The sequence below is a fragment of the Selenomonas oralis genome, from assembly GCF_051603425.1.
GTDB lineage: Bacteria > Bacillota > Negativicutes > Selenomonadales > Selenomonadaceae > Selenomonas > Selenomonas sputigena_A.
Genome location: NZ_CP194411.1, coordinates 1,813,292 through 1,840,031, shown reverse-complemented (window position 1 = coordinate 1,840,031; position 26,740 = coordinate 1,813,292). Strand labels below are relative to the sequence as shown.

The window sequence follows — 26,740 nt, the reverse complement described above, 5'->3', positions numbered from 1 at the left end:
GCTGTGCACATGGATATCAAAAACCATCCCTTATACATTATAGCACAGTTTTCCATTTTGAAAAAGTACTAGTCTATCATATCCGTTATCTTGTGTCAAACGAAAGATTCCGGAGACCCACGGGAAGGCTTCCGGAAGTTCCTATGCCTGCCCTTCCCCTTCATGCCTATGCCCCAAGGCTGCCGCCCATTCGCTGCTGATGAGGCCGCCGTGAGCAAAAAGCTCGACAATATGGGTATTCGTCTCACGAATCGGCCGGGCCTCCTCCTCGCTGCCGCCGTTTCGCCTAAGCCTGTGGTACGCCTTCTTCAAATGTCGGTTGATGCGATAATACTGCTGGGCGCGAAAGTACATAAAAATTCCCCTCTCCTGAAAAAGCTGCAGTTCTTTCCTGCTCTTCAATATTATAACAAAGCAAGATAAATGTCGGGTAAAAATTTTTTGCAGCCTTTCTCTTGACAGTTTCTTTTTCAAGGAGTATATTGTTGTCCGTTGGGAAATCATGGTACGAATCGTCCGTTGATTTCTTTGCAAAACCGCATAAAATCTCAAAATTCTATGACGGGAACAAGTAATTGCCGGATACAGACTTCCAGAGAGCCGCTCCTGTGCTGAAAAGCGGCAGCCTGTCCTGCAAGGAAAATCCTCCCCGAGAAGCAAGGCTGAAACAACGCTGTGGAAACGAGTAAGCCAAGCCGCCCCTTCCGCGTTAAAGGAAGCGCGTATGCCTGTACGCGGCAAGTGCCCGGCTCCGCCGGGAATCTGGGTGGTACCACGGATAATTCTCCGTCCCTTTTCAGGGGCGGAGTTTTTATATTCATCAAAGTTTATGTAGGAGGAATCATCATGGAAGCCATCGACCTTTCCCGCCTCAAGCGCAAGCGGGATCTTCACATCATCCTGCCCGTCTTTCTCGTCTCCATCATTGCCTGTATCGACCGCGTGAACATCGCCTATGCAGCCTTGACCATGACGCAGGATCTCAACTGGATCACGCCCGAAATTTTCGGCGCCGGGGCAGGCATTTTCTTCATGGGTTATCTTCTCTTCGAGATTCCCGGCGCATTGATCGCCGCGCGTTTCTCCGCCGCTAAATGGATTGCACGCATCATGTTCTCCTGGGGGCTCGTCTGCATCTTTATGGCGTTCATGCAGACACAGTTCGAATTCTACCTCTGCCGTTTTCTTCTCGGCGCCTCGGAAGCGAGCCTTTACCCCGTCATCTACTCCGTCCTCTTCGCGCGCTGGTTCTCGGGCAGGGAACGCGCACGCGCCAATTCCCTGATGCTGACCTCGCTGCTCCTCTCGACCATCATCGGCGCACCGCTCGCAGGCTTCCTCCTGCAAACTTCGTTTTTCGGCATGCACGGCTGGCAGGAACTCTTCATCATCGAGGCCATTCCGGCGCTCGCCTTTGCCGTCTTCTTCTTTTACTTCGTCAAGGACACGCCCGATGAGGTTTCCTGGCTGACGGACGCCGAAAAAGCCTGCCTCAACAAGCAGTACGAAGAAGAGCAGGCGCTCATGCAGCAGACGAAGAAGTATACCATCCTGCAGGCTTTCTCCGACCCCAAAGTCCTGAAGCTATGCTTCATCTACTTCATGTGGGTCATCGGTTTCTGGGGCTTCAATTTCTGGATGCCGACCGTCCTCAAAGGACTGTCCGGCTGGTCAACGCAATTCCTCGGCGGCGCCATCGCCATCCCCATGATTGCCGCGCTCATCGTGCAGGTCATCATCGGCAAAAGCTCGACCAGGACAGGTGACAAGGTCTGGCATGTATCGGGCGCACTCTTCGTCGGCGCCATCGGCCTTGGCCTCAGCCCCTTTGCCGACAATATGTACGCCGCTCTTTTCCTCGTCTGCCTCTCGGCCATCGGCATCTACGCCGCCATGGGCGTCTGGTGGACGATACCGACGAGTTTCCTCTCCGGCGCCGCAGCAGCCGGCAGCGTCGCCCTCATCAATTCCTGCGGCAATCTCGGCGGCTGGGTTGGCCCTTACATGATGGGCTGGCTCAAGACGGAAACAGGATCCTTCAGCACGGGCTACTTCCTCATGGCGCTCTTCATGCTCATCGCCGCCCTCACAGTGCTGACAATCCAATACAACTGGAACGGCGCAAGAAAAGATCGTCCGCTGGAAGAAGCGGCCATCCCCCAGCAAGAGGGGTAAACGGTATCCATAAACTGCAAGGCAAGGAGAATGCTCCCTGTCTTACCGCAAAAAGGAGCCGCCCGCCAAAATGGCGGGCGGCTCCTTTTTGCGGAACTCTTGTCCGGTTTCGATTTAGTTGTTGAAGATATTCCTCAACGCCTGCTTGTTGACGTCGCGGTTGAGCTGCGCGATGTGCTTCGTGAGCTTGATGTCCTTCGGGCATGCCTGCTCGCAGTTCTGGCTGTTGCCGCAGCTCGTGATACCGCCCTTGCCCATGAGGGCTTCGAGGCGATTCGGCTCGTCGAACTTTCCGAGCGGATGGAGGTTGAAGAGCAGTGTCTGCACCGTCGGCGCAGGACCGATGAAGTCGGACTGCGGGCCAACGTTTGGGCATGCCTCGAGGCAGCAGCCGCAGGTCATGCAGTGCGAGATCTCGTACGTCGTCTCCGCCGTATACGGATTCTGAATCGGGGCGTCGGGGTTGTCCCACGAGCCGTCGATCTCGATCCAGCCATGGATGCGCTTGAGGCTCTCAAACATGACGGAACGGTCGATGAGGAGATCGCGGATGACCGGGAAGGTGCGCGCCGGAGCGAGACGGATCGGCTGCTCAAGCTCGTCGATGAGCGAGCAGCAAGCCTGACGTGCCTTGCCGTTGATGACCATCATGCAGGCGCCGCAGACCTTCTCCAGGCAGTTGCACTCCCAAGTGACCGGGGCAACCGTCTTGCCGTCAACCGTCACGGGATTCTTCTGAATTTCCATCAATGCCGCAACGACGTTGAGTCCGGGGCGATAGTCGACGTCAAACTCCTGCTTGTAAGGGCTGGCATCAGGGCCGTCCTGACGCTCTATAATGAATCTTACTTTTTTCTGTTCTGCCATTTGCTATCTCCTCCTCTTACTCTTTCTTCGCTACCGCATAGTTACGGGCACGCGGCTTGATCAGCGAATGGTCGAACTCGTCGTAGCTGACGATCGGCTCTTCCGTCTTCGGATCGTAATCGACGATGGAGATGCGCATGAAGTTCTTGTCATCACGCGGCATGAACACGAGCTCGTCGCCGTCCATCATGCGCTTGCCGTTCGCATCAAGAGCGATCTTGGCATGAGCTCCGCGGCTCTCATCGCGGCAGCGCGCCGCTTTCGTGATGCACATCGCGTAGAGGATCATGTTGCGCAGCTGGCGCACGAACATGGCTTCCTGGTTCGCCCAATGGCTGCGGTCCGTCAGACCGATGTTGTCCCAACGCTTGAGGATGTCCTTGAGTTCCACGAGGCACTGATCAAGGCCGTTGTTGTCGCGCTCGATGGAAACGTACTTGTACATGATGTCGCCAAGCTCGTGGTGGAGTTTGTGCGCATTCTCGGGGCCGTCCATCTTGAGGATGCCCTCGAACTGGTCGACGACTTCCTGACGAGCCTTGTCAAGCTCTGCCTGCGTGAGGGCATCGCCGAGCTCGCCGGCCTTCGCCATGCGCATGGCCTCCGGACCCGAAACCGTACCGGAGTAAGCGGCGGAAAGGAGCGAGTTCGCACCGAGGCGGTTCGCGCCATGGTACTGGTAGTCGCACTCGCCCGAGGCCATGAGCCCCTTGATGTTCGTATGGTGCAGGCGATCGACCCAGATGCCGCCCATCGAGTAGTGGACGGAGGGGAAGATCTCCATCGGCACCTTGCGCGGATCCTTGCCGACGAAGTCCATGTAGATTTCGAGGATGCCGCCGAGCTTGCGCTCCAAGTAATGCGGATCAATATGGGAAAGGTCGAGGTAGACGCGGTTCTCGCCGTCGATGCCGAGACCCATGTGCACGCAGACCTTGAAGATGGCGCGCGAAGCGACGTCACGCGGCACGAGGTTGCCGTATGCCGGGTACATATCCTCCAGGAAGTACCAGGGCTTTCCGTCACGATAGACCCAGACGCGTCCGCCTTCACCGCGGCAAGCCTCACTCATCAGGCGGTTCTTGTCGGAACCCGGAATCGCCGTCGGATGAATCTGGATGAACTCAGGATTGCCAATGTGCGCGCCCTGCTGATAGACAGCGGAAACAGCCGAGCCGTTGCAGATCGTCGAAGCCGTGCAGCGTCCGAACACCTGGCCAGGGCCGCCCGTCGCAAGGATGACGACGTCCGCCGGGAAGGACTTGATCTCCATCGAGTTCATGTTCTGCGCAACGATGCCGCGGCAGATACCGTCCTTGTTCTTGATGATGCGGATGAATTCCCAGAACTCATACTTCTTCACGCCGCCCTTGACTTCCCAGCGGCGAACCTGCTCATCAAGCGCGTAGAGAAGCTGCTGGCCCGTCGTCGAGCCTGCGAAACAGGTACGCTTGTTCTTCTGTCCGCCGAAGTTGCGGAGGTCGAGGTTTCCTTCCGGCGTGCGCGTAAAGGGAACGCCCATGCGGTCGAACATCTTGATCAGCTTCGGCGCCGCCTCGACCATGCCCTTGACTGCGACCTGGTCGGCGAGGAAGTCGCCGCCGTAGACCGTATCATCGAAATGCTCGTATACGCTGTCATGCTCGCCCTTCGTGTCCATACAGGCGTTGATGCCGCCCTGCGCACACAGCGAATGGGAGCGCTTAACGGGGCAGTAGGAAAACAGGTCGACTTCGCCGCCGAGCTCACAGACCTTGATGGCCGCCATGAGACCCGAGAGACCGCCGCCTACAATAATAATTTTTTTCTTTTCAGCCATGTAGGTTTCTCTCCTTATCTATACTTCATCAACAACCAATCAAATCAATTCATAGGGATGTAGTAGCTCACCATGAACGCGATCGTCACAAGGCTCAGACCGATGCAGAGCAGCAGCGAGAGAAGCCCTGAAACCTTCTGCGCACGGGGTCCCTTGAGAACGCCCCAAGTCATGAGGAAGGTCGTGATGCCGTTCGTAAAATGGAAAATAGCTGCAAGCATACCGATGAGATAAAGAACAAAGACGATCGGGTTGCTCGTGATATAGCTCTGGATGAGTTGGTAATTGATATGTACGCCCTGAATCCCTTTCAGATAGAAGCGCAGGTAGCCAACATGCCAGATCAGGAACGGAATGAGGAACCATGCCGTCCAGCGCTGGAAAGCAAAGTTCCAGTTATTGAGATAGCCGTAGTTCGTCGGGTTGTTCTTCGCCTGCAGGCAGATGTAAATGCCGTAGATGGCGTGGAAGAGGAACGGGATGGCAACGGCGCCGACTTCAAGTCCGAGGAAGATCGGCTTCGGGATCAGCTCCATCATCGCCAGCTTGCTGTTCAATGCCTCAGGGCCGCCCAGAGCCGAAGCGTTCGTAAGGATGTGCTCGGCCAGGAATCCCCCGAGCGCCAGAAGGCCGACCAATGAGTGCAGGCGGCGGGCGTAAAAAGTTGTGTTAATCATTCTATACCTCCTATGAATTCTTTCCGCCCCGCCGGAAAGCGCGAAGAACATGAAATATTCCGCGCTTTTCTGAGCCGGGGCTTATTTATGGAAGCATCCTGCTGATGCAGCCTGCGTACGGCAGATCCTTTCGCACGCCCCATGACGAACAGCCTTTGCACGGCGCTGCCGCGCGTACGGCTTATTCTCCCTGGCGGTGCCAAAATCCGCAGCAATACGAAAGGCTTCATTCCAGCAGTGCTTCCTATAACTTACGATACGGCGCCTGGCCGATTTCGTAGAAGTTATTTCCTTCGCAGTCTATGCCAACGATTGCCGGAAAGTCGACCACGGTAAGACGCGCCACCGCTTCCGGACCAAGCTCCGGATAAGCCAGCACCTCGTACTTCTTTACGGACTTCGCGATGAGGGCAGCCGCACCGCCGACGGCGACAAAGTAGGTGACGCCGTTCTTCTTCATGGACTCGATGACCTTCGGGTCGCGCGAACCCTTGCCGATCATGCCTGTGATCCCCTGCTCAAGCATTGTCGGCGTATAGGCGTCCATACGGCCGGACGTCGTCGGGCCGCACGAGCCGATGGGGTCGCCCGGTTTCGCAGGCGTCGGGCCGAGGTAGTAGACGATTTCATTCTTCCAGTCCACGGGGAGCTTCTCGCCGCGCGCCAGAGCCTCGCACATGACCTTGTGCGCCGCATCGCGCGCGCTGATGATCGTTCCCGAAATGAGAACGCTGTCGCCCGCCTTGAGTTTTTTGGACATCTCCACCGTGAACGGTGTCTCTATGCGAATTTTTTCAGCCATTTTGCATTTTCCTCCCATCTATCCCGTGCAATTAAAGGACGCGCTCTTTATGACGCATTGCATGACAGCAGATCGTGACGGCGACGGGAAGCCCTGCAATATGCGTCGGCCCCCACTCGACATTGACGGCCAAAGCCGAAACGGAGCCGCCGAGCTGCGGTCCGATGCCCGTCTTGTTAATCATCTCGAGGAGCTCGCCTTCAAGCTTTGCATACTCGGGCATGGGATTGCGTTCGTTGACGGAACGGACGAGAGCCTTCTTCGAGTAGTAGGCCGCACGGTCCATCGTGCCGCCGATGCCGACACCGACGACCATCGGAGGACAGGGATTGCAGCTCGCATGAAGGATGATATCCAGGACGGCCTTCTTCACGCCCTCGACGCCGTCCGCCGGAACGAGCATCTTGATGCCCGACTTGTTCTCACTGCCGAAACCCTTGGGGCCGACCGTAATCTTCAGCTTGTCGCCCGGTACGATGCGCGTGTAGATGACTGCAGGCGTATTGTTCTGGGTGTTCTTGCGGTTGAAAAGCGGCTCGGCGACAACGGATTTCCTCAGATATCCTTCCGTATACCCCTTGGCGACGCCGTCATTTACGGCATCCTCAAGATAGCCGCCCTCGATGCGCAGATCCTGTCCCACCTCGAGGAAAACGATCGTCATGCCCGTGTCCTGACAGATCGGACGATCCTCCGCCTTGGCGATCTCCGCATTGCGGATGATCTGATCCAGCACATCGCGCCCGACCGGGGACTCTTCCGCCTCGCGGCCGCGCTTCAATGCCTCATAAACATCGTCCGGCAGATAGTAGGCCGCTTCCTTGCACATCTCGGCAATCGTTTCCGTTATTTGCTTCGCTTCGATTGTACGCAACGTAAACCCTCCCATAAGAAATTGTAATGCTCACATAGCTTCATAATATCATATTTTCATCACACATTCAACACCTGAAACCCCTTGTATTTCAAGGGAAAAGATGAATCTTATTCGTTTTTTTCACTTATAAATTGAGCGAAAAGGCCTAGGAAAATTCCCGCTTATCCTCCTTTCCGTGCGGACAATCCTCCATCGATTCATCTCTGCCTCTTTTCCCCTGCAAATGACCCTTCAGGATTTCCCCATGCGGATGATTTCCACTTTTGCCGCTTCCCCCTCCGCGAGTTCCACGAGCATGAAAGACGGCCGTGCCTCATCGCGCGGCCGCGCGACGCTGCCGGGGTTCAGAACGGTCACCTCGCCCGGCACATGCTGCGCCACATGCGTGTGGCCGTAAACGGCGAGATCAGCGCCCGCTTCTTTCGCCGCCTTGACGAGCATTTCCAAGGTGGAGCGCACGCCATAGATATGTCCATGCGTCAAAAAGATCCGATGCCCGCCCGCCTCGACGACGACTTCATCGGGCGTGCCGTCCGGCCAATCGGTATTGCCCGCGACATTCTCGACGCGTTTAGCCGACACAAGGCCGAGGTAGGCCGCATCCGGCACACAGTCGCCCGCATGGAGCCAGAAATCAACCTTGCCTGCACGCTCCAGGGCGCGGTCAATCGCGCGCCGGTCGCCATGGCTGTCGCTCATTATGCCGATTTTCATGTGAGATACCCCCGAAGTTCCTTCGCCATAAGGCGAAGCGCCGCACCGCGATGGCTCACAGCCTGCTTTTCCGCCAGTGTCAATTCTGCCATCGTCTTGCCGCTTGCCAGATAAAAATACGGATCGTAGCCAAAGCCGCCTGTACCGCGCGGCTTCGTGCGCACACAGCCGATGCAGGCGCCCTCCGCAACGAGTTCCTCGCCGTCCGCATCACGAAAGACGAGCACACAGCGGAAAGACGCTGCCGATTCGGCCGCCCCCTTCGCCTGCAGTTCCGCCGCGAGTTTTTCATTGTTCGCCGCATCGTCGTGCCGACCGGAAAACCGAGCCGACCGAACGCCCGGCGCACCATCCAAGACTTCGACCTCAAGTCCCGAGTCGTCCGCCAAGCAGGCCATGCCTGTCTTTGCCGCATAAAAAGCGGCCTTGCTGCGCGCATTTCCCTCGAACGTATCGGCATCTTCCGCCGCCTCGGGCAAATCGCCGAAATCCTTGAGCGTCAGAAGCTCGACGGGAAGTTTTTGAAATGCCGCGAGAATTTCCCGCACCTTGCCCTCGTTTTTTGTGGCAACCACGATTTTTTTCATCCTATGCGCCCCACTTTCCAGACAAGCTCGCCCCCGAGCACGTCCTTTTGCCGCGAAATCAATTCATCGACGCCTTTTTCCGCCAATGCCAGCAACGTGTCAAGCTCCCTTCTGGCAAAAGGGCGTCCCTCCCCCGTGCCCTGCAGCTCGACGAAATCATAGCTTCCCGTCATCACGACATTCATATCGACGAGAGCCTGGCTGTCCTCTTCATAGCAAAGGTCGAGCAGCGGTTCCCCATCCTGGGCAATCCCCACGCTCACAGCAGCGAGAAAATCCGTCACAGGAAAGACCTTGCCGCGTTCGTAGAAGCTCGCGCAGGCCTCGACAAGCGCCACGAAGGCTCCCGTAATGGATGCCGTGCGCGTGCCGCCGTCCGCCTCAATAACATCGCAGTCGATGGAAATCGTGCGTTCACCGAGCGCACTGAGGTCCATAACAGAGCGCAGGGAGCGTCCGATGAGCCGCTGTATTTCCTGCGTGCGTCCCGATTGGCGTCCCTGACATGCCTCGCGCTGCGTGCGCGTCGATGTCGCACTCGGCAGAAGCGCATACTCAGCCTTGACCCATCCCGTTCCCGAGCCGCGCAAAAAAAACGGCACCCGATCTTCCACAGATGCAGCGCATATCACGCGCGTGCGCCCCATCTCGATGAGAACGGAGCCTGCCGGGCCGCGCTGGAAACGGCGCGTGATCTTCAACGGGCGCAGCGCATCGGCAGCGCGTCCCCGAAACCTCTGCATACCGTTCCTTCCCTTCCATAAGATATTGTCATCTATCATCAAAAAGCTGCCACGGACTTGCCGTGGCAGCTTTTCCCTCAGCCTTCCTGGTACTGCCGGAAATTCTTGATAATGCAGATCGGCGTCTTTTGCGAGGCGTTGCCGAACGGATTGTCAATGAGAAGCTTTGCAACGAGCTCTCCCTTCGTGCCGTCCGTCACACCAACGATACGCGAACGCTTGAGATCGTTGACATCTGCGATAACGGCTCCGAAGCAGCCGAGGCGCTCCTTGAGCCGTGCGACGACATCCTGCGGATCGCGCGGGCCATAGACGATATGCTTGTCAAAGGGCGGCATCGTTCCCGTCACGTCGTCAATCAAAGCCGTCTGCTCGCCGCCCCACTTGTAAAAAAGACCGCCCTGCCCCACGAGCTTGCCGAGGAAACCGGCGAAAAGCGCGGCGGCGACACGCCACTTGCCCTCGACGTTCATCAGCGACTGCATGCCGTGCGGACTTGCCAGACTGCCGTAGTCGGGAATGAAGCGGCAGCAGAACTGCGCGACACGCGAAATCTGCAAATCCTCAGGACGCACGATACGCCCCTGCGTAATGGCGACGACACTTTCCGCAACCGAAATCACATCGTTTTCACCGATCTTGCCGCGCGTATACTTCTCCACACTGTCGATGATGTCGTCCTTGTCCGTCAGGATACGTGTCGGGACAGGCACGATCTGCGGTGTATTCTCCTTCATGATCCCGCCCCCCTCAATCATCCGCCAGCGTCGTTCCGGCAAGCTTCGCAACTTCATCGGCACGCACGGGAATCGTCACCTTCGAATAGCTCCACGGACGACGTCCCGTCTCCTGGTAGATAAGCTCTGCCGGGAAATCAACCATATGGGAAAGCGCTGTCTTCAAATCCAGGCCCTTACGCGCCCTGAGCGTCACAAAAGCCTTGATGAACTTGCTCTCGCCATGCTCGATGAGAACCGCCTCGAAGTAATCGTCCTCACGCGGCGCCCCTTCAAGTTCGGCCCGTCCTTTCGCCTCGATCCCGTCGTACTGCTCGTAAGGCAGCAGCGGCCGCACGAAACAATCCATGATCGTGCCGACCTGCTTGCCGACATTGGCAAACTCAAGCTTCGTGACGAGCGTCAAGGACTGCTCATCCTGGTGAACTACCTGAAACGGCGCTCTCTCGCTGAGCTTTACGACGATCTCTTCCGTGCCCAGATGAGACAAATAGAGCCTTACCGCCGCGCAAAAAACAAGTGCGGCCAAAACAACGCCAACTGCTATATTCAAATTCCAGAACCTCCCCAAGCTTCCCCTGCGGCATCCCCCAAAGCCTGCAGCTATCCACAGGCCTTTCCTGCGCCCCGCGCAGTTTTCAAGAGATACACTTTCTGTGGCATATCCTAAGCGAGCGCTCCCTGAAGCTTCTCGTAAAATTTCGCAGGCAGCTTCGCAATGCGCCCCGTCTCTCGATTCGTAAAGACATTCTGCGTATGTCCGAGGACGAGCAGCACATCGTCCGCCACCCGGCGCACCTCATAGTCAAATGCCATTTTTACCTGCGTCAGCGCCGTGGGGCGCGTGACGATGACGAGCTCATCATCGAAGCGGCCGGGCGCGACAAATTTCGCGCTGACGTCGGTGATGGGAAAGACATAGCCCGCTTCCATCAAATCGTTCAGCGTAATGCCGACCGCGCGCAGGAACTCGACGCGGCCGATCTCGAACCAACGGATGTAATTGGCATGGTGCACGACCTCCATCGCGTCCGTATCATAGAAATTCACGCGATGCTGCGCCCTCACTTCCATACCCTCACCCCGTTTCAGCAGAACAGATGGCTGACCGAGCGACGTTCCTGAATGGTCATGAGCACGTCGCCGATGGCGTCCGCCATCGTGAGCACGACAATCTTGTCCGACTTCTTGTCACCCAGAGGGATCGTATCCGTCACGATCAGCTGCTTGATGGCGGAAGCGTCAATGCGCTCGATCGCCGGATCGCTCAGGACAGCGTGAGAACAGGCGGCGTAAACATCCTTTGCACCAAACGATTTCAGTGCCTTCGCCCCTTCGCAAAGGGAACCTGCCGAATCGACAATATCATCGATAAGAACCGCCGTCCTGTCCTTGACATCGCCGATGAGATTCATGACCTCCGCCACACCGGGCTGCGGACGGCGCTTCTCGATGATGGCGATCGGCGCGTGCATGCGGTCGGCTAGGGCGCGTGCACGCGTGACGCCGCCGAGGTCAGGCGATACGACGACGACATTCTCAAGCTCGCACTTCGTCAAATAGGCTCCGAGCACAGGAACGGCTCCGAGATGATCGACAGGAATATCAAAAAAACCTTGAATCTGGCCTGCATGGAGATCAACGGTCACGACACGCGTGACGCCCGCCGTTTCCATAAGGTTTGCCACCAGCTTTGCGGAAATCGGCTCACGTCCGCGTGTCTTGCGGTCCTGACGCGCATAGGCATAGTACGGCACAACCGCCGTAATGCTGTTCGCGGAAGCCCGCTTGCAGGCATCCGTCATAATGAGCAGTTCCATGAGGTTGTCGTTGACCGGCTGAGAGGTCGGCTGGATAATGAAGATATCCTTGCCGCGAATGCTCTCACTGATCATCACCTGCGTTTCCCCGTTGTTGAAATGGCCAACATATGCATCGCAAAGCGGCACCCCGATATGGGCGGCGATCTTCTTTGCAAGTTCCGGATTGGCGTTGCCCGTCATGATGCATAAGTTATCGAGATTCGTCATTTTTCGGTTTCCTCCATTGTCATGCAGTGCACCGCCTTTTCCCGGCGGCCTTCTGCTCATTGCCCATTATTCTTGTTTCTCCGGTGCCCAGCGCGAAGCATTTCCGGCACTGCCGAAAATGCTTCGCGCAGGACGTCTTTCAATCCGTGCTGCTCCCGTCAGTCCTGCCTGCGCTTGTCGGCCCAGCCCGAAATATTCTTTTGGTGTGCACGTGCAATAGCCAGGTCGCCCTTCGGAACATCCTTCGTGATGGTCGATCCTGCGCCGATATAGACGCCGTCGCCGACAGACACGGGCGCAACGAGGTTGGAGTTGCAGCCGACAAAGGCGTCGTCGCCCACCTTCGTGCGAAACTTCTTCTTACCGTCGTAATTGACCGTAATCGTACCGCAGCCCATGTTGACGCGCGCCCCGATGTCCGCATCACCGATATAGGAGAGGTGCGGCAGCTTCGTTCCTTCGCCGATTTCAGAGTTCTTGACCTCAACGAAATTGCCGATCTTGACGCCCGCAGAAAGCTTCGTCCCAGGGCGAATGTGGACATACGGCCCCAAGACCACGCCGTCCGCGATCTCACATTCATGCGCATAGCAGAAATGCGCCGTGACGCCCGCCCCGATCTTTACATCCTGAAACCGCGAGGAAGGGCCTATCTCGGAGCCTTCCCCGACAGAGGTCTTTCCTTCCAGCCAGGTAAAAGGATAGATGACCGTGTCGCGTCCCACGACGACATCGGCGTCAACAAAGGTGCTGGCGGGATCCATCAGCGTGACGCCCGCTTCCATCAAGGCCTCGTTCTTGCGGCGGCGCAGAATTTTCTCCGCCCCGGCCATCTGCGTGCGCGAATTGACGCCCAGCGTCTCCTCGTAATCATCCGCTGCCACAGCCCAGACTTTCTCGCCCTTGCCGCGCAGGATCTCGAGGACGTCGGGCAGATAATACTCGCCTTGCGCGTTATCGTTGCCCACGTCCCTGAGCGCGGCAAAAAGATCGGGCGCCTCGAAGCAGTAAATACCGGAATTCACTTCCTTTACGGCGCGTTCCTCTTCCGTCGCATCCTTGTGCTCGACGATCTTCTCGACCGCGCCCTCCGGCGTGCGGATCACGCGGCCATATCCCGTCGCATCCGGCATCACCGCCGTCAGGACCGTCGCCTTTGCCGCCGCTTTCCTGTGCCCATCCACAAGCTTTTCCAGAAGCTTCCCCGTCAAAAGCGGCGTATCGCCGCAGAGAACGAGAACCGTCCCCTTTTCCGCCTGCAGGAGGTCCGCCGTCTGCAGCACGGCATGTCCCGTGCCAAGCTGCTTCTCCTGTACGACGAATTCCGCCGCCGGGCCGATCGCCTCTTCCACGGCCTCGCTGCCAAATCCCACGACGACAATGCTGCGCTTCGCTCCGGCTTCCCTTGCCGCATCAAGCACATGTCCGAGCATGGATTTCCCGGCGACCTTGTGCAGCACCTTCGGCAAGGCGGACTTCATGCGCGTTCCCTTGCCTGCGGCCAATACGACCGCTACCAAATCCGACATTCTCTTTTCCTCCGCTGCTCTTTCTTTTTTAAATCCTTCCATCCCGCTTCCTTCCTGCACTCTCCCTCCTCATCGGGTCAGATGCCTTCCTCTCTCCTTTTTCTCGGGCGTTCCCGGCAGCTTCCATGCTCTCCAGGAGCGTCTGCTCCGCCTTCTCCATATGCGCCTCGGCCGCATGTTTCGCGGCCTGCACATCTCCCTGTGCAATGGCGTCGACAAGCTCCTTATGCTCCTCGAGCGTTTCCTTGAGCCTTCCGGGGAAGGACATCGAAGCCGCGCGAAAGCGCGTGAGCTGCTCGCGCAGATTCGATATGATGCCGACAAGGCGCGTATTGCGGCTTGCCTGATATAAAAGATCGTGAAAGCGCGTGTCCGTTTCCACGATTTTTTCCATATCGCCCTTTTCAATATGTTCGCCAATCGTGACGAGCAGGCGCTGCAGTCGCTCCAGCTCATCCTCCGTGATGCGCTCCGCCGCCAGCCCGCAGGCGAGCGAATCGAGTGCCGTGCGGATCTCAAACACATCATTGACGTCGCGAATGGAAAGATTGGCGACATACGTGCCGCGGCGCGGCATCATGACGACGTATCCCTCGAGCTCCAGCTTTCGGATCGCCTCGCGCACAGGCGTGCGGCTCACGCCGAGTTCTTCGGCCAGCTGGATTTCCATGAGGCGCTGCCCCGGCGCCAAAAGCCCCTCCTTGATCGCTTCGCGCAAGGCCTCCGCCACAACCTCGCGCAAGGGCTGGTAGCTGTCGAGCCGAATCGGCGCCAGCTTCATTTCTTGTCCCATGACTTCTCCCTATTTTCCGCCTGCACGGATGTCGAAAGCATCCTGCGTTCCCGTGCAGAAAATCTCGGCCGTGGTTTCCTCCTGCAAGGCCGCCGCCAGATTCCGTGCCGCCGCTTCGCTCCCCATGAGAGCAAAGACCGTAGGACCCGAGCCGGACATCATGGCCGCAAGCGCCCCGCCCGCCAGCATCCTCTCCTTCAAGCATCGAATCTCTTTGTACTCCTCTATGGTAACACTTTCAAGCACGTTGCACAACTCCCGGCAAATTTCCGGGCGATTTCCTGCGGCAATAGCCGCGAGCATCTCCTGCGTCCGCGGGCGCTCCGGCTCGTCCTTTTCATCATAGCGGCCATAAGCCCAAGCCGTTGAAACGGAAAGCGGCGGCTTTGCCAGAACGACGGGGAAATCCGGCAAAGGCGCAAGCCGCTGCAGGATCTCTCCCCTGCCGCGCGCGAGCATCGTGCCCCCCGTAAGGCAGAACGGCACATCCGAGCCAATCTCGGCCGCAAGGGAAGAAAGCTCCTCCAGGGAAAGCCGCAGCGAGTAAAGCTCGTTGATGCCGTGAAGCACCGCGGCAGCGTCGGCCGAGCCGCCCGCCAAGCCGGCAGCCAAAGGGATATGCTTCAGAAGACGGATCGCAGCGCCGCCCGCGCATCCCGTCCGACGCAGGATGAGATCGGCTGCACGCCACGCGAGGTTGCTCCTGTCAGATGCAAGAGCCGCATGATCCGTTTCCAGGGCGATGCCCGCCGCCCTTTTTTCCAAAAAGATTTCATCCGCAAGGCCGATGGACTGCATGACCATCTCCACTTCATGGTAGCCGTCGGGACGCTTGCCCAGGATATCCAATGTCAGATTGATCTTCGCCCGCGCCAAAAGCTTCAGCAAGTGAAATACACTGTCCTTTCCCATTTCCAACGCAAACAATTCCGCATACACGCTGCTGCAAAACAGCATTCGTACACCAAATTCTATCAATTTTTGCACCTTACAGCAAGCCTTCTGCAAAATTTGGTAGGAATTAACCACATTCGGGGCGAATCAAAAGAGTAGCAAAAGACCGTCCCAAATCATTGCGGAAAGAAGGAGCTTATCTATGGAAGAAAAAACAGGGGAAGCACGGGCAGCCGCCAGGGAGAAGCGGCTGCAGGAAAAAAAGGCGCTGGGCGCCTCGCTGCAGATCGTCCTCTTGCTCACGCTTTTGGAATTCGCATTTTCACCGGGCCTTCTCATCGCCGGATACTTCAATATCGAACTCGGGCCGCTCACGCCGCGCTCCATGCCCCTGCCCTTCGCCGGAGCAGAGCTTGCACTCGCGCTCGCCATGCTCCTGGCCAGCAAGAATGTCCTCGAAAACGGACTCAGGCGTCTGCTGCGCGCACCCTCAGCCGACTCGCTCGTGCTCGTCAGCGCGCTTTCGGCTGTCGCAGCCAGCCTGCTCCTGATGGCAAAAATGTATCTTGAAGACGTAAACCTCTTTCACCAGCTCCTTTTCACACCGCTCGGCATACTCCTGACGTTCACGCTCGGCGGAAAATACCTTGAAGCGCGTCTCGCCACACGGGAGCCGCGCCCCTTGGAAAAAGAGGGCGCAGAGCCGCAGGGAACAGAAGAAATGCGCCTCGAGCAGGAAGCCGCACGGCAAAAACGCGAGGAGGAGGCACAGAGGCAAAAGGAATCGGAAGCCCGCTACCAGGAGCTTGAAGCGCTGCGCGCCGAAGAACGCCGACGGGCAGACGCCGAGGCACGGAAGGAGCGCGGCGAACCCCCTCTCGATGAAGAAAACGACGAACCGACGCAGAAAATCGACGCGTCTGAAAAAAAAGCCGCACCTGCGGCAAGCGCCCCTCTCCTCGCTGTCACGAACAACGCCGCCCTGCGCTTTCTCGTGTTCGGCTTTTTGCTCGCCATCGCCGGAGCTGCCTTCTGGCAGTCCATGGAACTTGATATCCTCAGCCTGGCTGCCCTCTTCTTTGCCACGCTCTTTCTCGCCTGCCCCGCCGCACTCTTTTTCGCGGCGCCTCTCACACTGCCCTCGGCTCTTCGCAAATGCCGTGCACAAAAAATCATCATTTCCGACGCCGGCATTTTCGACACGCTCACCCATGTCAGCGCCATCGCCATCACCAAGAGCGGCGGCATAACCGAGGGACGTCCCTTCCTCGCGACCATCGTCGGCGAAGGGCTTTCGGACGGCGCACTGCTGGGACTGGCGGCGAGCATAGAAAACGGGCTCCCGCACCCGCTGGCACGCGTTCTCGTCTCCACGGCGATGAGCCGCGGCGCGCGTTTTGCGCGCGTTTCCGCCGCAAACAGCATTCCCGGGCAAGGGGTCGAAGCCCTGAGCTACGGCCGCCCCGTGCGCATCGGCAAACGCGAATGGCTGCAGGAGGAAGGCGTCGAGGTGAGCAATTCCCTCATCACGAAAGGCGACCAATTCGCAACAAAAGGCAAGATCACAGTCTACCTTGCCACCGGAAACAGCGGCAAGGGCATCCTCGTCTTTTCCGACGAAATCCGCCGCGATGTGCGCCGCACCATACGCCTCCTGGAAGCGCTCAACGTGCAGGTCGTAATGCTGACAGGCGACAGCCGCAGCACGGCGAAGCGCATCGCAAAGGAAGCTGGCGTATCCGTCTGGCGCTCCGACCTGACGCCCGCCGATAAAGCAAAGGAAGTACAGCTCCTGCAGGCGCACGGACATACCGTGGCTCTGCTCGTCTCCGATCCCCAGGACAAAGAAGTCTTTTCCAAGGCCGATGTCGTGATTTCCATGACCGAGGAAGCTTCGGACAGCGACATCATCATCACCTCGGGCGATTCGGCATACATTCCCCAGCTCCTCACACTCGCCAGACGCACGGCAAAGAGCGCACGCCTCGGCCTGGCTCTCGCCTTCGTCTGCTCCCTTCTCGCCATAGCGCTCTCGCATGCCTCGCTTTTCTATCTCGGCGACCTGCGCTTCCTGCCCCTGCTCTCCATCCTGCCCATGCTCCTCGGCGCTATCGCCATGGGGCTCACACCGTGGCGTATCAAAAGCTTTTCCTTCACGCCGCATACGCTCGATTATTGAGGCGATCTGCCATACGGAAGCCGACGCCCTCCCTGCCCCTCATCGCCAGGCGGCTGCCGCCGGGCAAATAACCGTCTCGCCAAAAGAGAGGAAGAAGCGCCTTTTCCGTGAAGCCTGCCCCAGATTGGCACAGATTTTCAGCCCGACAGGAAAAATAAGCCGGACGCACAGCATTTTGCTGTGCGTCCGGCTTATACTGTTTTGCACCTTGCGCGGCGGCAGCTTTCGTCGTGCTGTTTCCCCCACCCCGGCGAGCACGGAGCGGTTTAGTGCAAAACCTGTATTAAGTGCTTTTATTGTGCTGTAGAACATGTTTTTTCCAAAGGTGATATTTGTCTGTAAATAAAAGATCTTTGATTGTAAACTGGACTTCATTGCTCTCCGCTGTATAGGCAGCTATATATTCCTGCCCGGACGGTATTTTGGTATAGCCTCTTTGATTCAAATACAATTCTGCGTCTATATGCAGAGAAATCGCGTGTATATGCTCGGCAGTGTCATAATCCAAGCCGCAGCGCCCCTCTATCACATCCTCGAAACCATTCTCATCATAATTTTTTATGGAAAACTTATGCGCTATGCGAAATACCGGACAAATTTTTGAAATACTGAGACTGGATTGGAACGAAGCGTAGAAGCTGCTCGTTTCAACAGCAGGATAACGGATCTGCCAACTTTTAGATGGGTAGTCGCTTTCGTGAACATCTTCCTGCCAACTGCCCCATTTCGAGAATATGGCCAGCAATGTATCGTCAACATTTAAGTCCCTGCTGCATAACTGCCTATACAGCATATCATCCCTTTCAGTATAGACCCTCATGAGGTGCGCAGACAATTTTTCCAGGAATTCCGCACGCTCAAAGTTGTCCATAAGGTGCGGCTCACTCATCGGCATCTTCATGCGCCTCCCAATCATAGAGAAAATCTGTAAATAGGAACTCCCCCACGCAACCGTATTTCTTATTTGATACGATGCTGTTGAACCATCCGACGCCAACGGCATATTCCCCTGCCTCTGCATCATAAATCATACGGTAGCCTTCCTTGGAAAAATATTTTATTGCCCTTTCATGGAAATTTTGTTGTTCCCTGCAATATGGCTTAAATGAAACGCCGCTCAACTCATAACAAGCATATTTTTTTCCTTCCTTGGGTACCATAACATTAAAACCATATCGAATGGCAACAACAGGAATGAGTTTACATATGAATAATTGCGCATCATATTGGATATGAAAATCTCCCCTCTTTTTTTCATGAAAGGTTACACAAAAAGCTCTTACGACAGAAGGCGTCCCGTCTTCCAGCAAGTCCGAATATGCAGTACTGCTGTTCAAGAGATCATAAAATTCTTTTTTGAATCTCAAATTCTTTCTGCATAGCTGCATAAACCGCCCATGATTTAGTTTTCCATAGAATTCTTCTATACATTGTGCTACGTCTTTTCGCAATCCTTTCAACCCTTCCTTCATAAGTTTTGGCGACAACCGTGCAGGAAGTTTTTGCAGCCGTTTTGAAAAGCCGTTCCCCTTACAAGTTTTTCGCGTTATGCTGCTCTAGGATAAGCCTCCCTTGGCTTTTTTGTATGATTTCTTAAAATTATACCAAATGGACGTCGCTCCTGCCGTTTTATTTTGTCAAAGATGATTTTTCATGGTTTGCAGAGGATTCTTGATCCTGCGAAATTTGGATTCCCTTATACAAAGGCCTCGTTTTGCCGATAGACAGTATGTGTCTTGTCTTTTGCTTTCTCATGTTCTATAATGAAATTCCAAGAAGCCAAGCCAAAGGCGCAGGCTGATTGGCCAATTTCATATAAGGGCGGCGCACAATGTCTACGAAGTAGACGTTTGTGCGTGTAGCTTATAATGAAATTCCAAGAAGCCAAGCCGAAGGCGCAGGCTGATTGGCTAATTTCATATAGGCTTGCTGGACATAGATCCGACAAGCTATAATGGCCACATAAAATACTTATTTGAAAGGAAGGGGTATTATTCCATGAGCACTGCCGTCTTATCCCAGTTGCAGTTCGCCATTACCTCGACGTATCATTTTCTCTTCGTGCCGCTGACACTCGGCCTGACATTTTTCCTGGCTCTCCTCGAAACCTGTCATGTCCGGACGAAAAACGAGGAGTGGAAGCGCGACAGCCGCAAGCTGCTGCATTTCTTCGGCACGGTCTTCCTCATCAACTTCGCCATGGGCGTTGTCACCGGCATCGTGCAGGAGTTCCACTTCGGCATGAACTGGTCGGAATACGCGCGCTTTATGGGCGACATCTTCGGCGCACCGCTCGCCCTTGAGGCTCTGTCGGCGTTTTTCTTAGAGTCCACATTCCTCGGCATCTGGATTTTTGGTTGGGACAAGCTTTCCGAAAAGGCGCACTGTCTGACGATGTGGCTCGTCGCCATCGGCGGCAACCTCTCCGCGCTTTGGATCATCGTGGCCAATTCCTTCATGCAGCACCCGGTCGGCTACTCCATCGAGAACGGCCGCGCTGTCATGACGGACTTCGGCGCTCTCGTCACGAACCACTATGTCATCGGCGAAATCACGCATACGTTCTTCGCCGGCATGTCGACTGCAGGCATCCTGCTCGCCGCCATCTCCGCCTACAAGATTCTCCAGGGCGGCGCTGCGGCGACGCTCTTCTCGAGGGTCATGAAGGATATCCTCGCCTATACGCTCGTCGGCCTGCTCGGCGTAGCTATAGCAGGCCATATGCACGCACAGTACCTGAAGGATGCACAGCCCATGAAGCTTTCTTCTATGGAGGCTCTTTGGGAAACGGAAGATCCCGCACCTTTTGCCGTCTTTGCCGTCATCAACGAGAACGCGATGAAGAACGACTTCGAGATCACGATTCCCGCCATGTTCTCCTTCATGGTCTACAACGCGCCCGAGGGCGAGATCAAGGGCATCCGCGAGCTGCAGGAAGAAGCCGTGCAGCTGTACGGCTCCGATAACTATGTGCCGAATGTCACGGCTCTTTTCTGGGCATTCCGCATCATGGTCGGCGCAGGCGGCCTGATGATTCTCATCGTCGCCGTCGCAGGGCTGCTCGCCTTGAGGGGCAAGATTGCCGATAACCGTTGGATGCTTCGGACGCTGCTCTTCAGCCTGCCGCTTCCCTTTATCGCGAATTCCGTCGGCTGGTTCGTCACGGAATCCGGACGTCAGCCCTGGATTGTCGTCGGCCTGCAGAAGACGGTGGACGCTGTTTCCCCTAACCTCACACAGACCGATATCTGGCTCACGATTCTCGGGTTCACGCTGATTTATCTCATCCTCATCGTTCTCGCCTTGAAGGTTGCAATCCGCTACATCAAGGACAATCCTGCACCGGAAAGGAGTAAGGCATAATGGATTTGAACATCTTATGGTTCGCGCTGATCGTTGTCCTCTTCACGGGCTTTTTCTTCCTCGAGGGCTTCGACTACGGCGTCGGTATGCTGCTCCACTTCGTCGGCAAGACGGACAAGGAGCGCCAGTTGGTTCTGCGCACGATCCTGCCCGTCTGGGACGGCAATGAGGTCTGGATGATCACGGCGGGCGGCGCAAGCTTTGCCGCTTTCCCGCACCTCTACGCAACGATGTTCAGCACCTTTTATCTCGCGCTCTTTTTGATGCTCGTCGCCCTGATTCTGCGCGGCGTGGCCTTCGAACTGCGCGGACGCAGGGATTCAGCGGTATGGCGCAGCGGCTGGGATAAATGTATCACCTTCGGCAGCGTCGTGCCGGCCTTCCTCTGGGGTGTGGCCGTGACCGACCTCATCGCCGGTCTTCCCATCGACGCGAATATGACGTACACGAACGGCTTCTTCGGCCTGCTCTCTCCCTACTCCATCGTCGGCGGTCTCGCTTTCGTTTTTGTTTTCGCCTTCCACGGCGCAGCCTTTTTGACGATGCGCCTTGCGGACAAGAGCCTCATCCTGCGCGTACAGGACGTGGCCAAGAAGGCCGGCGCACTTGCCGTCATCTTCTTCGTCCTCTGCATGGCTCTGACCTATGTCTACACGGATCTCTATGCGAATCCTTTCGCTGCCGGCGCACTTGTGCTCGCTGCCGTCGTTTTTCTCGCGAGCTATGCGAACGTCGTCAAGAAGGCCACGACTGCAGGTTTCGTCTGCAGCGGACTCGCCGTCGCCCTGACGGTCGTCGCCTTTTTCCTCGGCCTTTTCCCGCGTCTCATGGTCTCGAGCCTTTCGCCCGAGTACAGCCTGACCATCTACAATGCCTCTTCTACCCCCTACACGCTCTCCATCATGACGATTGCAGCCGGCTGCCTCGTGCCCATCATCCTGGGCTATCAGATCTGGAGCTACTACATCTTCCGCAAGCGCGTAACAACGGATGATTTGGGGCATTATTGAGCATGGAAAAAAAAGATTTTCTGAAAGAGCTGCGCTTTTTTAAAAGGCCGCTCCTCCGACTTACAGGCTGCAAGCTGCTCGGCGCACTCGCCGCCTGCGGAGCTGCCTGGCAGATGGCCGTTGTTGTCGATCAGGTCTTTCTCCATGGCATGAAAGTGGAAAAAGCAGTGCCGCCTCTTGCGGCGCTGCTTTTTCTTCTGCTCGCACGCCATGGTTCCTCTTTTCTCGCGGGGCTCGAAGCCGACGGGATTTCTGCCGCCCTGCGCCAAAAGATGCGCGAGCGCATTTGGGAAACGATGCTCTCGCGTTCACCGCTTTCACCCAGCCTTTCTTCCTCCGGTGATCTTCTGACACTCGCCTTCGAGACCGTCGACGGCATCGACGACTTCTGCCGCAAGCTTTTGCCCCTGGTCATCGAGGGCGCTGTCACCTTCCCCCTTCTCATCGCCGTCGCTCTCGGTTTCGATGCATGGACGGCGCTGCTTTTCCTCCTCACGCTCCCCATCGCCCCCTTCCTGCTCTCCTTGATCGGGCGTGCCACAAAAAGCGCGAGCGAAAGGGAATGGCAGGAACTCTCGCACCTTTCCGCAGCCTTCGCCGAACTGCTGCACACCATAGCAGGCCTGAAGATTTTCCGCCAGAGCGCCGCACAGTACGCACGCCTTGCAGAACTCAGCGAGCGCTTTTCCGCGGCCTCCCTGTCCGTGCTGCGCCTGGCCTTCGTCTCGGCTTTCATGCTGGAGCTCATCACGACGCTTTCCATCGCTATCGTTGCGGTCTCCGTCGGCCTGCGCCTCCTCCACGGCGAGCTTGATTTTTTCACGGCCTTTTTCGTGCTGCTCCTGGCGCCGGAATTCTATCAGCCGCTTCGCGAAAGCGGCCTTGCCTTCCATGCAGGCGTCAGCGCCTCGGCGGCTGCGGAAAACATCGCCGCTTTCCTCGAGGCAGAGCCTCCCCCCTCCCGCGGCAAACGCCTCGAAAAGCTGCAGGTACCACCTGCCATTCGGTTTGACAACGTCTCGTTTTCCTATCCCGGGCGCAAGGCTCTCGCCCTCAAGGGAATTTCTTTCTCTGCACCGGCGGGGAAACTGACCGTGCTCAAAGGCACGAGCGGCTGCGGCAAATCAACAGCGCTCGCCCTCATCGCCCGCCACGGCGAACCGAGTGCAGGCCGGATCGAAGTCGGCGGCCTGCCTCTGCACGGCATCGAGCCGGTCGCCTGGCGCACGCGCATTTCCTATGTGCCGCAGCAGCCGCATCTCTTCCGTGCAACGCTGCGGGAAAACGTCACCCTGCATTTCGATGCCGCCGACACGGACGATGCTTCCGTCCGCGCCGCCCTTGCTGCCGCCGCCTTGACAGGGCTGGCCGCCTCCCTGCCCGAAGGACTTGACACCATGCTCGGGGAAGGCTGTCGCTCCCTCTCCTTCGGTCAGCTGCGCCGCCTCGGTCTCGCCCGTGCCATATGGCAGGATGCGCCCGTCTTCCTTCTCGACGAAATTACGGCAGGACTTGACGAGGAAAACGAGCAGGAAATCCTCGCTGCACTCGAACCGCTGCGCCGACGCCGCACCATCCTGATGGCGGCACACCGTCCCGCTGTATTTGCTGTCGCCGATAAAATCATCGATCTGGAAGGAGCTGATGCCGAATGAAATCCCTGATCCCCTTGCTGCGCCTCGCTCCCTTGGCGTCGTTTCTGTCGGCGGCAGCCATGAGCCTCATTTCCTCGCTCTGCGCCATCGTACTCATGGGGGCGTCTGCCTACATCATCTCCTCGGCCGCTCTTCTGCCGCCTTTGTCCTCGCTCGCGCTCGCCATCACACTCGTGCGCGCGGCGGGGCTCTTCCGCGCGGCCTTCCGTTACCTCGACCGCTGGCTCTCGCACCGCGCGACATTCCGTCTCCTGACGCGTCTCCGCCTCGTCGTCTACCGCCTCGCTGAAACCCTCCTGCCCCTAAAAGCGCCCGGCACAAGCGAGGGCGCTCTCCTCGCGCACCTCACCGAAGGCGTTTCCATCCTGCGCGACTTCTATCTGCGCGTCCTGGCTCCGCCTCTTCTCACACTTTCACTCGCTGCGCTCGCCTGCCTCATTCTTTGGCCGCTTTCACCGGCAGCAGCCGGACTCGTTCTCCTCGCCTGGCTGCTCGCCCTGCTCCTGCCGCTCTCCGTCCGCACCATCCGGGGCAATGCGGACGAAGGAGCCGCTGCCGCCGAGTGCCGCAGCACGATGCTCGACGGCCTTGCAGGGCTTCAAGACTTGCAGGGCGCAGCGAAAAAGGACGCACCGGATCTCAGTTGTCGTTCCTTCCGCCTGCGGCTCTCCGCCTGCGGCTCACACCTGATGCAGGAGTGGAAACGACGCGCCCGTCTCGGCCAGATCGAGGATCTCATCGTGCGCGCCGCTCTCGCCGTACTTTTCGTTCTCCTATTCGCCCTCCTCATCCCTCTCGTGCAAAAAAACCTGCTTACAGGCATAGGCCTTGCTGTCTGCCTTCTCGCACTGCAAACGGTCTTCGCCGAATTCTACGTCCTGCCCGAAGCCATGCGCACCCTCGCGCGTACACGAAAAGCTGCGCGATTCCTGCTCGCCTCTCCCGCCGAAGTCGGCGCCATCGTCGGAAAAGGGTCCATGGCAGCAGAAAAAACGGACCTGAATGCCAAAGCAAGACAGGAAAAAAAGCGTTCTTTGCCAAGCGCCCCGGATGCAGCTGCTTTGCGGCGAGAAAATGTCTCTCTGCTTGCAGCCAAGGACATCGCCTTTTCCTACGAGGGACAGCCGCCTCTTTTTTCGCATCTTTCCTTCACTCTTGAAGAAGGCGAGCACCTTGCCATCATCGGCGAAAGCGGCTGCGGCAAGACCACGCTTTTCCATCTGCTGCTGCGCCTCTGGGAAACGGACAGCGGCAGCTTTTTCCTCCGGGGACGCCCCTACGCCTCCCTCTCGCCCGAGGAAACGCGTGCTCATTTTGCCGCCTCGACACAGGGAATCCGCCTCTTTGCCGCCTCGGTTCGCGAAAACTTCGCACATTTTCTCCCCGAAGCCGACGAGGCTTCCATCTGGCAGGCGCTCGAAACGGCCTGTCTTGCTGCCGAGATCCGCGAATGGGGGCTCGACACATCGATTGGTGCAGACGGTGCAAACCTCTCGGGCGGCCAGCGCCAGCGACTGCTCCTCGCCCTGGCGCTGGCTGCTCCCGCCCCCCTCGTGCTCCTCGACGAGCCTACAGCCGGCCTCGATGTGCACACGGCAGATAAAGTCATGCAGGCCGTCCGCCGTGCGCTCCGCGGCCGAAGCCTGCTCCTCATCACGCATGACAGGCGCATCTGCCGGGGCATGCGCGAGCTGCGTCTCGGTACAGTCCCAACAGAGCTTTCTTGTGAAGGACTTTCCCCGCAAGAATGCCCGACATAAGCGAGGAAACCCGCAGGCAATCCCATCTTGTCCATCCCTCGCGTACATCTAGACAGAAAAGACTTGCAGATTTCTTTTCTTTATACTATACTTACAAAAGTGCTTATTTTTCAATCATTTATTAAGGAGGAATTTCCTTGTTTGGTTCCATTGGCAGAAAATATCAGGAAACTGCCCTCATCAAGCTCATCGCCATCGGCCTCGTGCTCGGCATCATCGTCGCTGTCACCATGCCGCAGGTCGTCCCGGCCATTTCCATCCTCGGCGATCTCTTCGTCAAGGCTCTGAAGGGCGTCGCACCGATTCTTGTCTTCGTGCTCGTCATGAACGCCATGGCGCAGAAGAACGCCGACGCCAGCACCTCCATGCGGCCGATTGTACGCCTTTATGTCATCAGTACATTCTTCGCGTCCATGGTCGCCGTCAGCTACTCCTTCCTCTTTCCGACGCAGCTTCATCTCGCCGTCGCGTCGTCTGAGGTATCGCCGCCGAGCGGCATCGTCGAAGTGCTGCACAATCTGATTTTGAGCGTCGTCGACAATCCGCTGCACGCCATCGTAACGGCAAACTACATCGGCATCCTGGCCTGGGCGGTGCTCGCCGGCGTCGCGCTTCACTCGGCCAACGATGCCACAAAGGAAATGCTTGCCGATCTCGCGAAAGCCGTGACAAAGATCGTGCAGTGGGTCATCCGCTTTGCTCCCTTCGGCATCTTCGGCCTCGTCGCCAACGCTATCGGAGAAAGCGGCATCGAGGCGCTCATCGGCTATGCCCAGCTCCTCGCCGTACTCCTGGCCGCCTTCTTCTCCGTCGCGCTCATCATGAACCCGCTCATCGTCTTCCTGCACATCCGCCGCAATCCGTACCCGCTCGTCTGGACGACGCTCCGGGAAAGCGGCATCTATGCCTTCTTCACGCGCAGTTCCGCTGCCAACATCCCCGTGAACCTCTCTCTCTGCAAGCGTCTCGGTCTCTCGGCGGATACCTATTCCATCTCGATTCCGCTCGGCGCTACCATCAACATGTCGGGTGCGGCCATCACGATTGCCGTCCTCTCGCTTGCCGCAGCCCATACGCTCGGCATCGAGGTCGATATGCCGACGGCGCTTCTCCTCTGCATCATCTCAACGGTCGGCGCCTGCGGCGCCTCGGGCGTTGCCGGCGGCTCGCTCCTGCTCATTCCCGTGGCCTGCGCCAGCTTCGGCATCAACAACGATATCGCCATGCAGGTTGTCGGCGTCGGCTTCATCATCGGCGTATTGCAGGATTCCTGCGAGACGGCGCTGAACAGCTCGAGCGACGTCCTCTTCACGGCAACCGCCGAATTCGCCGAGCGCGCCAGGGAAGGCACGCTGTCCGATTCCCTGGTTCTTGCTCCGGCTGAAGTTGTAGAAACTGCAGAAAAGCAAATGCCTCCTGTTTCTCGTTGACCCCGGATGTCGGACGTCAGATTGAAGGCTTAAAAGGGCACGCCCTTCAAAGCCACGAGAACGCAAAGCGACGTTTCCTCCAACACAAAAAACGTGGTC

Annotated in this window: 25 protein-coding genes and 1 other annotated feature; of the genes, 7 read left to right on the top strand and 18 right to left on the bottom strand. The window is 57.4% G+C overall.

What is annotated here, in order from left to right; translation table 11 throughout:
• Positions 1 to 141: 141 nt before the first annotated feature.
• On the bottom strand, positions 142 to 354 hold the full coding sequence (locus ACRTGH_RS08750) for a hypothetical protein (RefSeq protein WP_368846273.1): 213 nt from the start codon (positions 352 to 354) through the stop codon (positions 142 to 144).
• Between the two features lie 195 nt (positions 355 to 549).
• Positions 550 to 797 (top strand) — a binding site (T-box leader).
• A 49-nt stretch (positions 798 to 846) separates the two neighbouring features.
• Between ACRTGH_RS08750 and ACRTGH_RS08745 the strand changes: the two genes are divergently transcribed.
• On the top strand, positions 847 to 2,175 hold the full coding sequence (locus ACRTGH_RS08745) for an MFS transporter (protein WP_368846274.1): 1,329 nt from the start codon (positions 847 to 849) through the stop codon (positions 2,173 to 2,175).
• A gap of 114 nt (positions 2,176 to 2,289) precedes the next feature.
• On the opposite strand, the gene sdhB is transcribed toward ACRTGH_RS08745, so the two are convergent.
• From sdhB to ispE, 15 genes are all read right to left on the bottom strand, one after another.
• Positions 2,290 to 3,042, bottom strand: coding sequence for a succinate dehydrogenase iron-sulfur subunit (sdhB, locus tag ACRTGH_RS08740; protein ID WP_368846275.1), 753 nt, complete (start codon positions 3,040 to 3,042; stop codon positions 2,290 to 2,292).
• A gap of 16 nt (positions 3,043 to 3,058) precedes the next feature.
• Positions 3,059 to 4,861, bottom strand: a complete 1,803-nt coding sequence (sdhA, locus tag ACRTGH_RS08735; protein WP_368846276.1) for a succinate dehydrogenase flavoprotein subunit — start codon at positions 4,859 to 4,861, stop codon at positions 3,059 to 3,061.
• A gap of 44 nt (positions 4,862 to 4,905) precedes the next feature.
• Positions 4,906 to 5,538 carry a succinate dehydrogenase/fumarate reductase transmembrane subunit gene (locus tag ACRTGH_RS08730; protein ID WP_368846277.1) on the bottom strand — a complete coding sequence of 211 codons (633 nt, stop codon included), beginning with the start codon at positions 5,536 to 5,538 and terminating at the stop codon, positions 4,906 to 4,908.
• Positions 5,539 to 5,782: 244 nt separating this feature from the next.
• Positions 5,783 to 6,340 carry a Fe-S-containing hydro-lyase gene (locus tag ACRTGH_RS08725; protein ID WP_368846278.1) on the bottom strand — a complete coding sequence of 186 codons (558 nt, stop codon included), beginning with the start codon at positions 6,338 to 6,340 and terminating at the stop codon, positions 5,783 to 5,785.
• A gap of 31 nt (positions 6,341 to 6,371) precedes the next feature.
• Positions 6,372 to 7,214 (bottom strand): fumarate hydratase, encoded by an 843-nt coding sequence (locus ACRTGH_RS08720; RefSeq protein ID WP_368846279.1) that lies wholly within the window; start codon positions 7,212 to 7,214, stop codon positions 6,372 to 6,374.
• Between the two features lie 234 nt (positions 7,215 to 7,448).
• Entirely contained in the window at positions 7,449 to 7,931 is a 483-nt protein-coding gene (locus tag ACRTGH_RS08715; protein WP_368846280.1) for a metallophosphoesterase, read from the bottom strand.
• Positions 7,928 to 8,518, bottom strand: a complete 591-nt coding sequence (gene rdgB / locus ACRTGH_RS08710) for an RdgB/HAM1 family non-canonical purine NTP pyrophosphatase (protein WP_368846281.1) — start codon at positions 8,516 to 8,518, stop codon at positions 7,928 to 7,930. The genes ACRTGH_RS08715 and rdgB overlap by 4 nt, the downstream gene beginning before the upstream one ends.
• Positions 8,515 to 9,261: a ribonuclease PH gene (rph, locus tag ACRTGH_RS08705; RefSeq protein WP_368846282.1), complete on the bottom strand. Its 747-nt coding sequence runs from the start codon at positions 9,259 to 9,261 to the stop codon at positions 8,515 to 8,517. Before rph ends, rdgB begins: the two co-directional genes overlap by 4 nt.
• 77 nt (positions 9,262 to 9,338) lie before the next feature.
• On the bottom strand, positions 9,339 to 9,998 hold the full coding sequence (locus ACRTGH_RS08700) for a coenzyme F420-0:L-glutamate ligase (protein ID WP_368846283.1): 660 nt from the start codon (positions 9,996 to 9,998) through the stop codon (positions 9,339 to 9,341).
• Positions 9,999 to 10,011: 13 nt separating this feature from the next.
• Positions 10,012 to 10,551 (bottom strand): hypothetical protein, encoded by a 540-nt coding sequence (locus ACRTGH_RS08695; protein ID WP_368846284.1) that lies wholly within the window; start codon positions 10,549 to 10,551, stop codon positions 10,012 to 10,014.
• Between the two features lie 113 nt (positions 10,552 to 10,664).
• Positions 10,665 to 11,072 carry an acyl-CoA thioesterase gene (locus ACRTGH_RS08690; protein ID WP_368846285.1) on the bottom strand — a complete coding sequence of 136 codons (408 nt, stop codon included), beginning with the start codon at positions 11,070 to 11,072 and terminating at the stop codon, positions 10,665 to 10,667.
• Between the two features lie 14 nt (positions 11,073 to 11,086).
• Complete coding sequence (locus tag ACRTGH_RS08685) at positions 11,087 to 12,028, bottom strand: ribose-phosphate diphosphokinase (RefSeq protein WP_368846286.1); 942 nt, start codon at positions 12,026 to 12,028, stop codon at positions 11,087 to 11,089.
• A 158-nt stretch (positions 12,029 to 12,186) separates the two neighbouring features.
• Positions 12,187 to 13,557 (bottom strand): bifunctional UDP-N-acetylglucosamine diphosphorylase/glucosamine-1-phosphate N-acetyltransferase GlmU, encoded by a 1,371-nt coding sequence (glmU, locus tag ACRTGH_RS08680; RefSeq protein WP_368846287.1) that lies wholly within the window; start codon positions 13,555 to 13,557, stop codon positions 12,187 to 12,189.
• A gap of 28 nt (positions 13,558 to 13,585) precedes the next feature.
• A complete protein-coding gene (locus ACRTGH_RS08675; protein WP_368846288.1) occupies positions 13,586 to 14,350 on the bottom strand; it encodes a GntR family transcriptional regulator in 765 nt (254 codons plus the stop codon).
• Between the two features lie 9 nt (positions 14,351 to 14,359).
• Entirely contained in the window at positions 14,360 to 15,238 is an 879-nt protein-coding gene (gene ispE / locus ACRTGH_RS08670; protein ID WP_368846698.1) for a 4-(cytidine 5'-diphospho)-2-C-methyl-D-erythritol kinase, read from the bottom strand.
• A gap of 208 nt (positions 15,239 to 15,446) precedes the next feature.
• On the opposite strand from ispE, the gene ACRTGH_RS08665 reads away from it, so the two are divergent.
• On the top strand, positions 15,447 to 17,423 hold the full coding sequence (locus tag ACRTGH_RS08665) for an HAD-IC family P-type ATPase (protein WP_368846289.1): 1,977 nt from the start codon (positions 15,447 to 15,449) through the stop codon (positions 17,421 to 17,423).
• Positions 17,424 to 17,706: 283 nt separating this feature from the next.
• On the opposite strand, the gene ACRTGH_RS08660 is transcribed toward ACRTGH_RS08665, so the two are convergent.
• Both ACRTGH_RS08660 and ACRTGH_RS08655 read right to left on the bottom strand, forming a co-directional pair.
• On the bottom strand, positions 17,707 to 18,318 hold the full coding sequence (locus ACRTGH_RS08660; RefSeq protein WP_368846290.1) for a hypothetical protein: 612 nt from the start codon (positions 18,316 to 18,318) through the stop codon (positions 17,707 to 17,709).
• The gene (locus ACRTGH_RS08655; RefSeq protein WP_368846291.1) at positions 18,305 to 18,874 is read right to left on the bottom strand and encodes a hypothetical protein; all 570 of its coding nucleotides are present in this window, start codon (positions 18,872 to 18,874) and stop codon (positions 18,305 to 18,307) included. The genes ACRTGH_RS08660 and ACRTGH_RS08655 overlap by 14 nt, the downstream gene beginning before the upstream one ends.
• A gap of 547 nt (positions 18,875 to 19,421) precedes the next feature.
• On the opposite strand from ACRTGH_RS08655, the gene ACRTGH_RS08650 reads away from it, so the two are divergent.
• The 5 genes from ACRTGH_RS08650 (at position 19,422) to sstT (ending at position 26,641) form a co-directional block, all read left to right on the top strand.
• The gene (locus ACRTGH_RS08650; protein ID WP_368846292.1) at positions 19,422 to 20,786 is read left to right on the top strand and encodes a cytochrome ubiquinol oxidase subunit I; all 1,365 of its coding nucleotides are present in this window, start codon (positions 19,422 to 19,424) and stop codon (positions 20,784 to 20,786) included.
• A complete protein-coding gene (gene cydB, locus ACRTGH_RS08645; RefSeq protein ID WP_368846293.1) occupies positions 20,786 to 21,796 on the top strand; it encodes a cytochrome d ubiquinol oxidase subunit II in 1,011 nt (336 codons plus the stop codon). The genes ACRTGH_RS08650 and cydB overlap by 1 nt, the downstream gene beginning before the upstream one ends.
• A 2-nt stretch (positions 21,797 to 21,798) precedes the next feature.
• On the top strand, positions 21,799 to 23,451 hold the full coding sequence (cydD, locus tag ACRTGH_RS08640; protein ID WP_368846294.1) for a thiol reductant ABC exporter subunit CydD: 1,653 nt from the start codon (positions 21,799 to 21,801) through the stop codon (positions 23,449 to 23,451).
• Positions 23,448 to 25,211 carry an ATP-binding cassette domain-containing protein gene (locus ACRTGH_RS08635; RefSeq protein WP_368846295.1) on the top strand — a complete coding sequence of 588 codons (1,764 nt, stop codon included), beginning with the start codon at positions 23,448 to 23,450 and terminating at the stop codon, positions 25,209 to 25,211. Before cydD ends, ACRTGH_RS08635 begins: the two co-directional genes overlap by 4 nt.
• A 137-nt stretch (positions 25,212 to 25,348) precedes the next feature.
• The gene (gene sstT / locus ACRTGH_RS08630) at positions 25,349 to 26,641 is read left to right on the top strand and encodes a serine/threonine transporter SstT (RefSeq protein ID WP_368846296.1); all 1,293 of its coding nucleotides are present in this window, start codon (positions 25,349 to 25,351) and stop codon (positions 26,639 to 26,641) included.
• Positions 26,642 to 26,740: the final 99 nt, after the last annotated feature.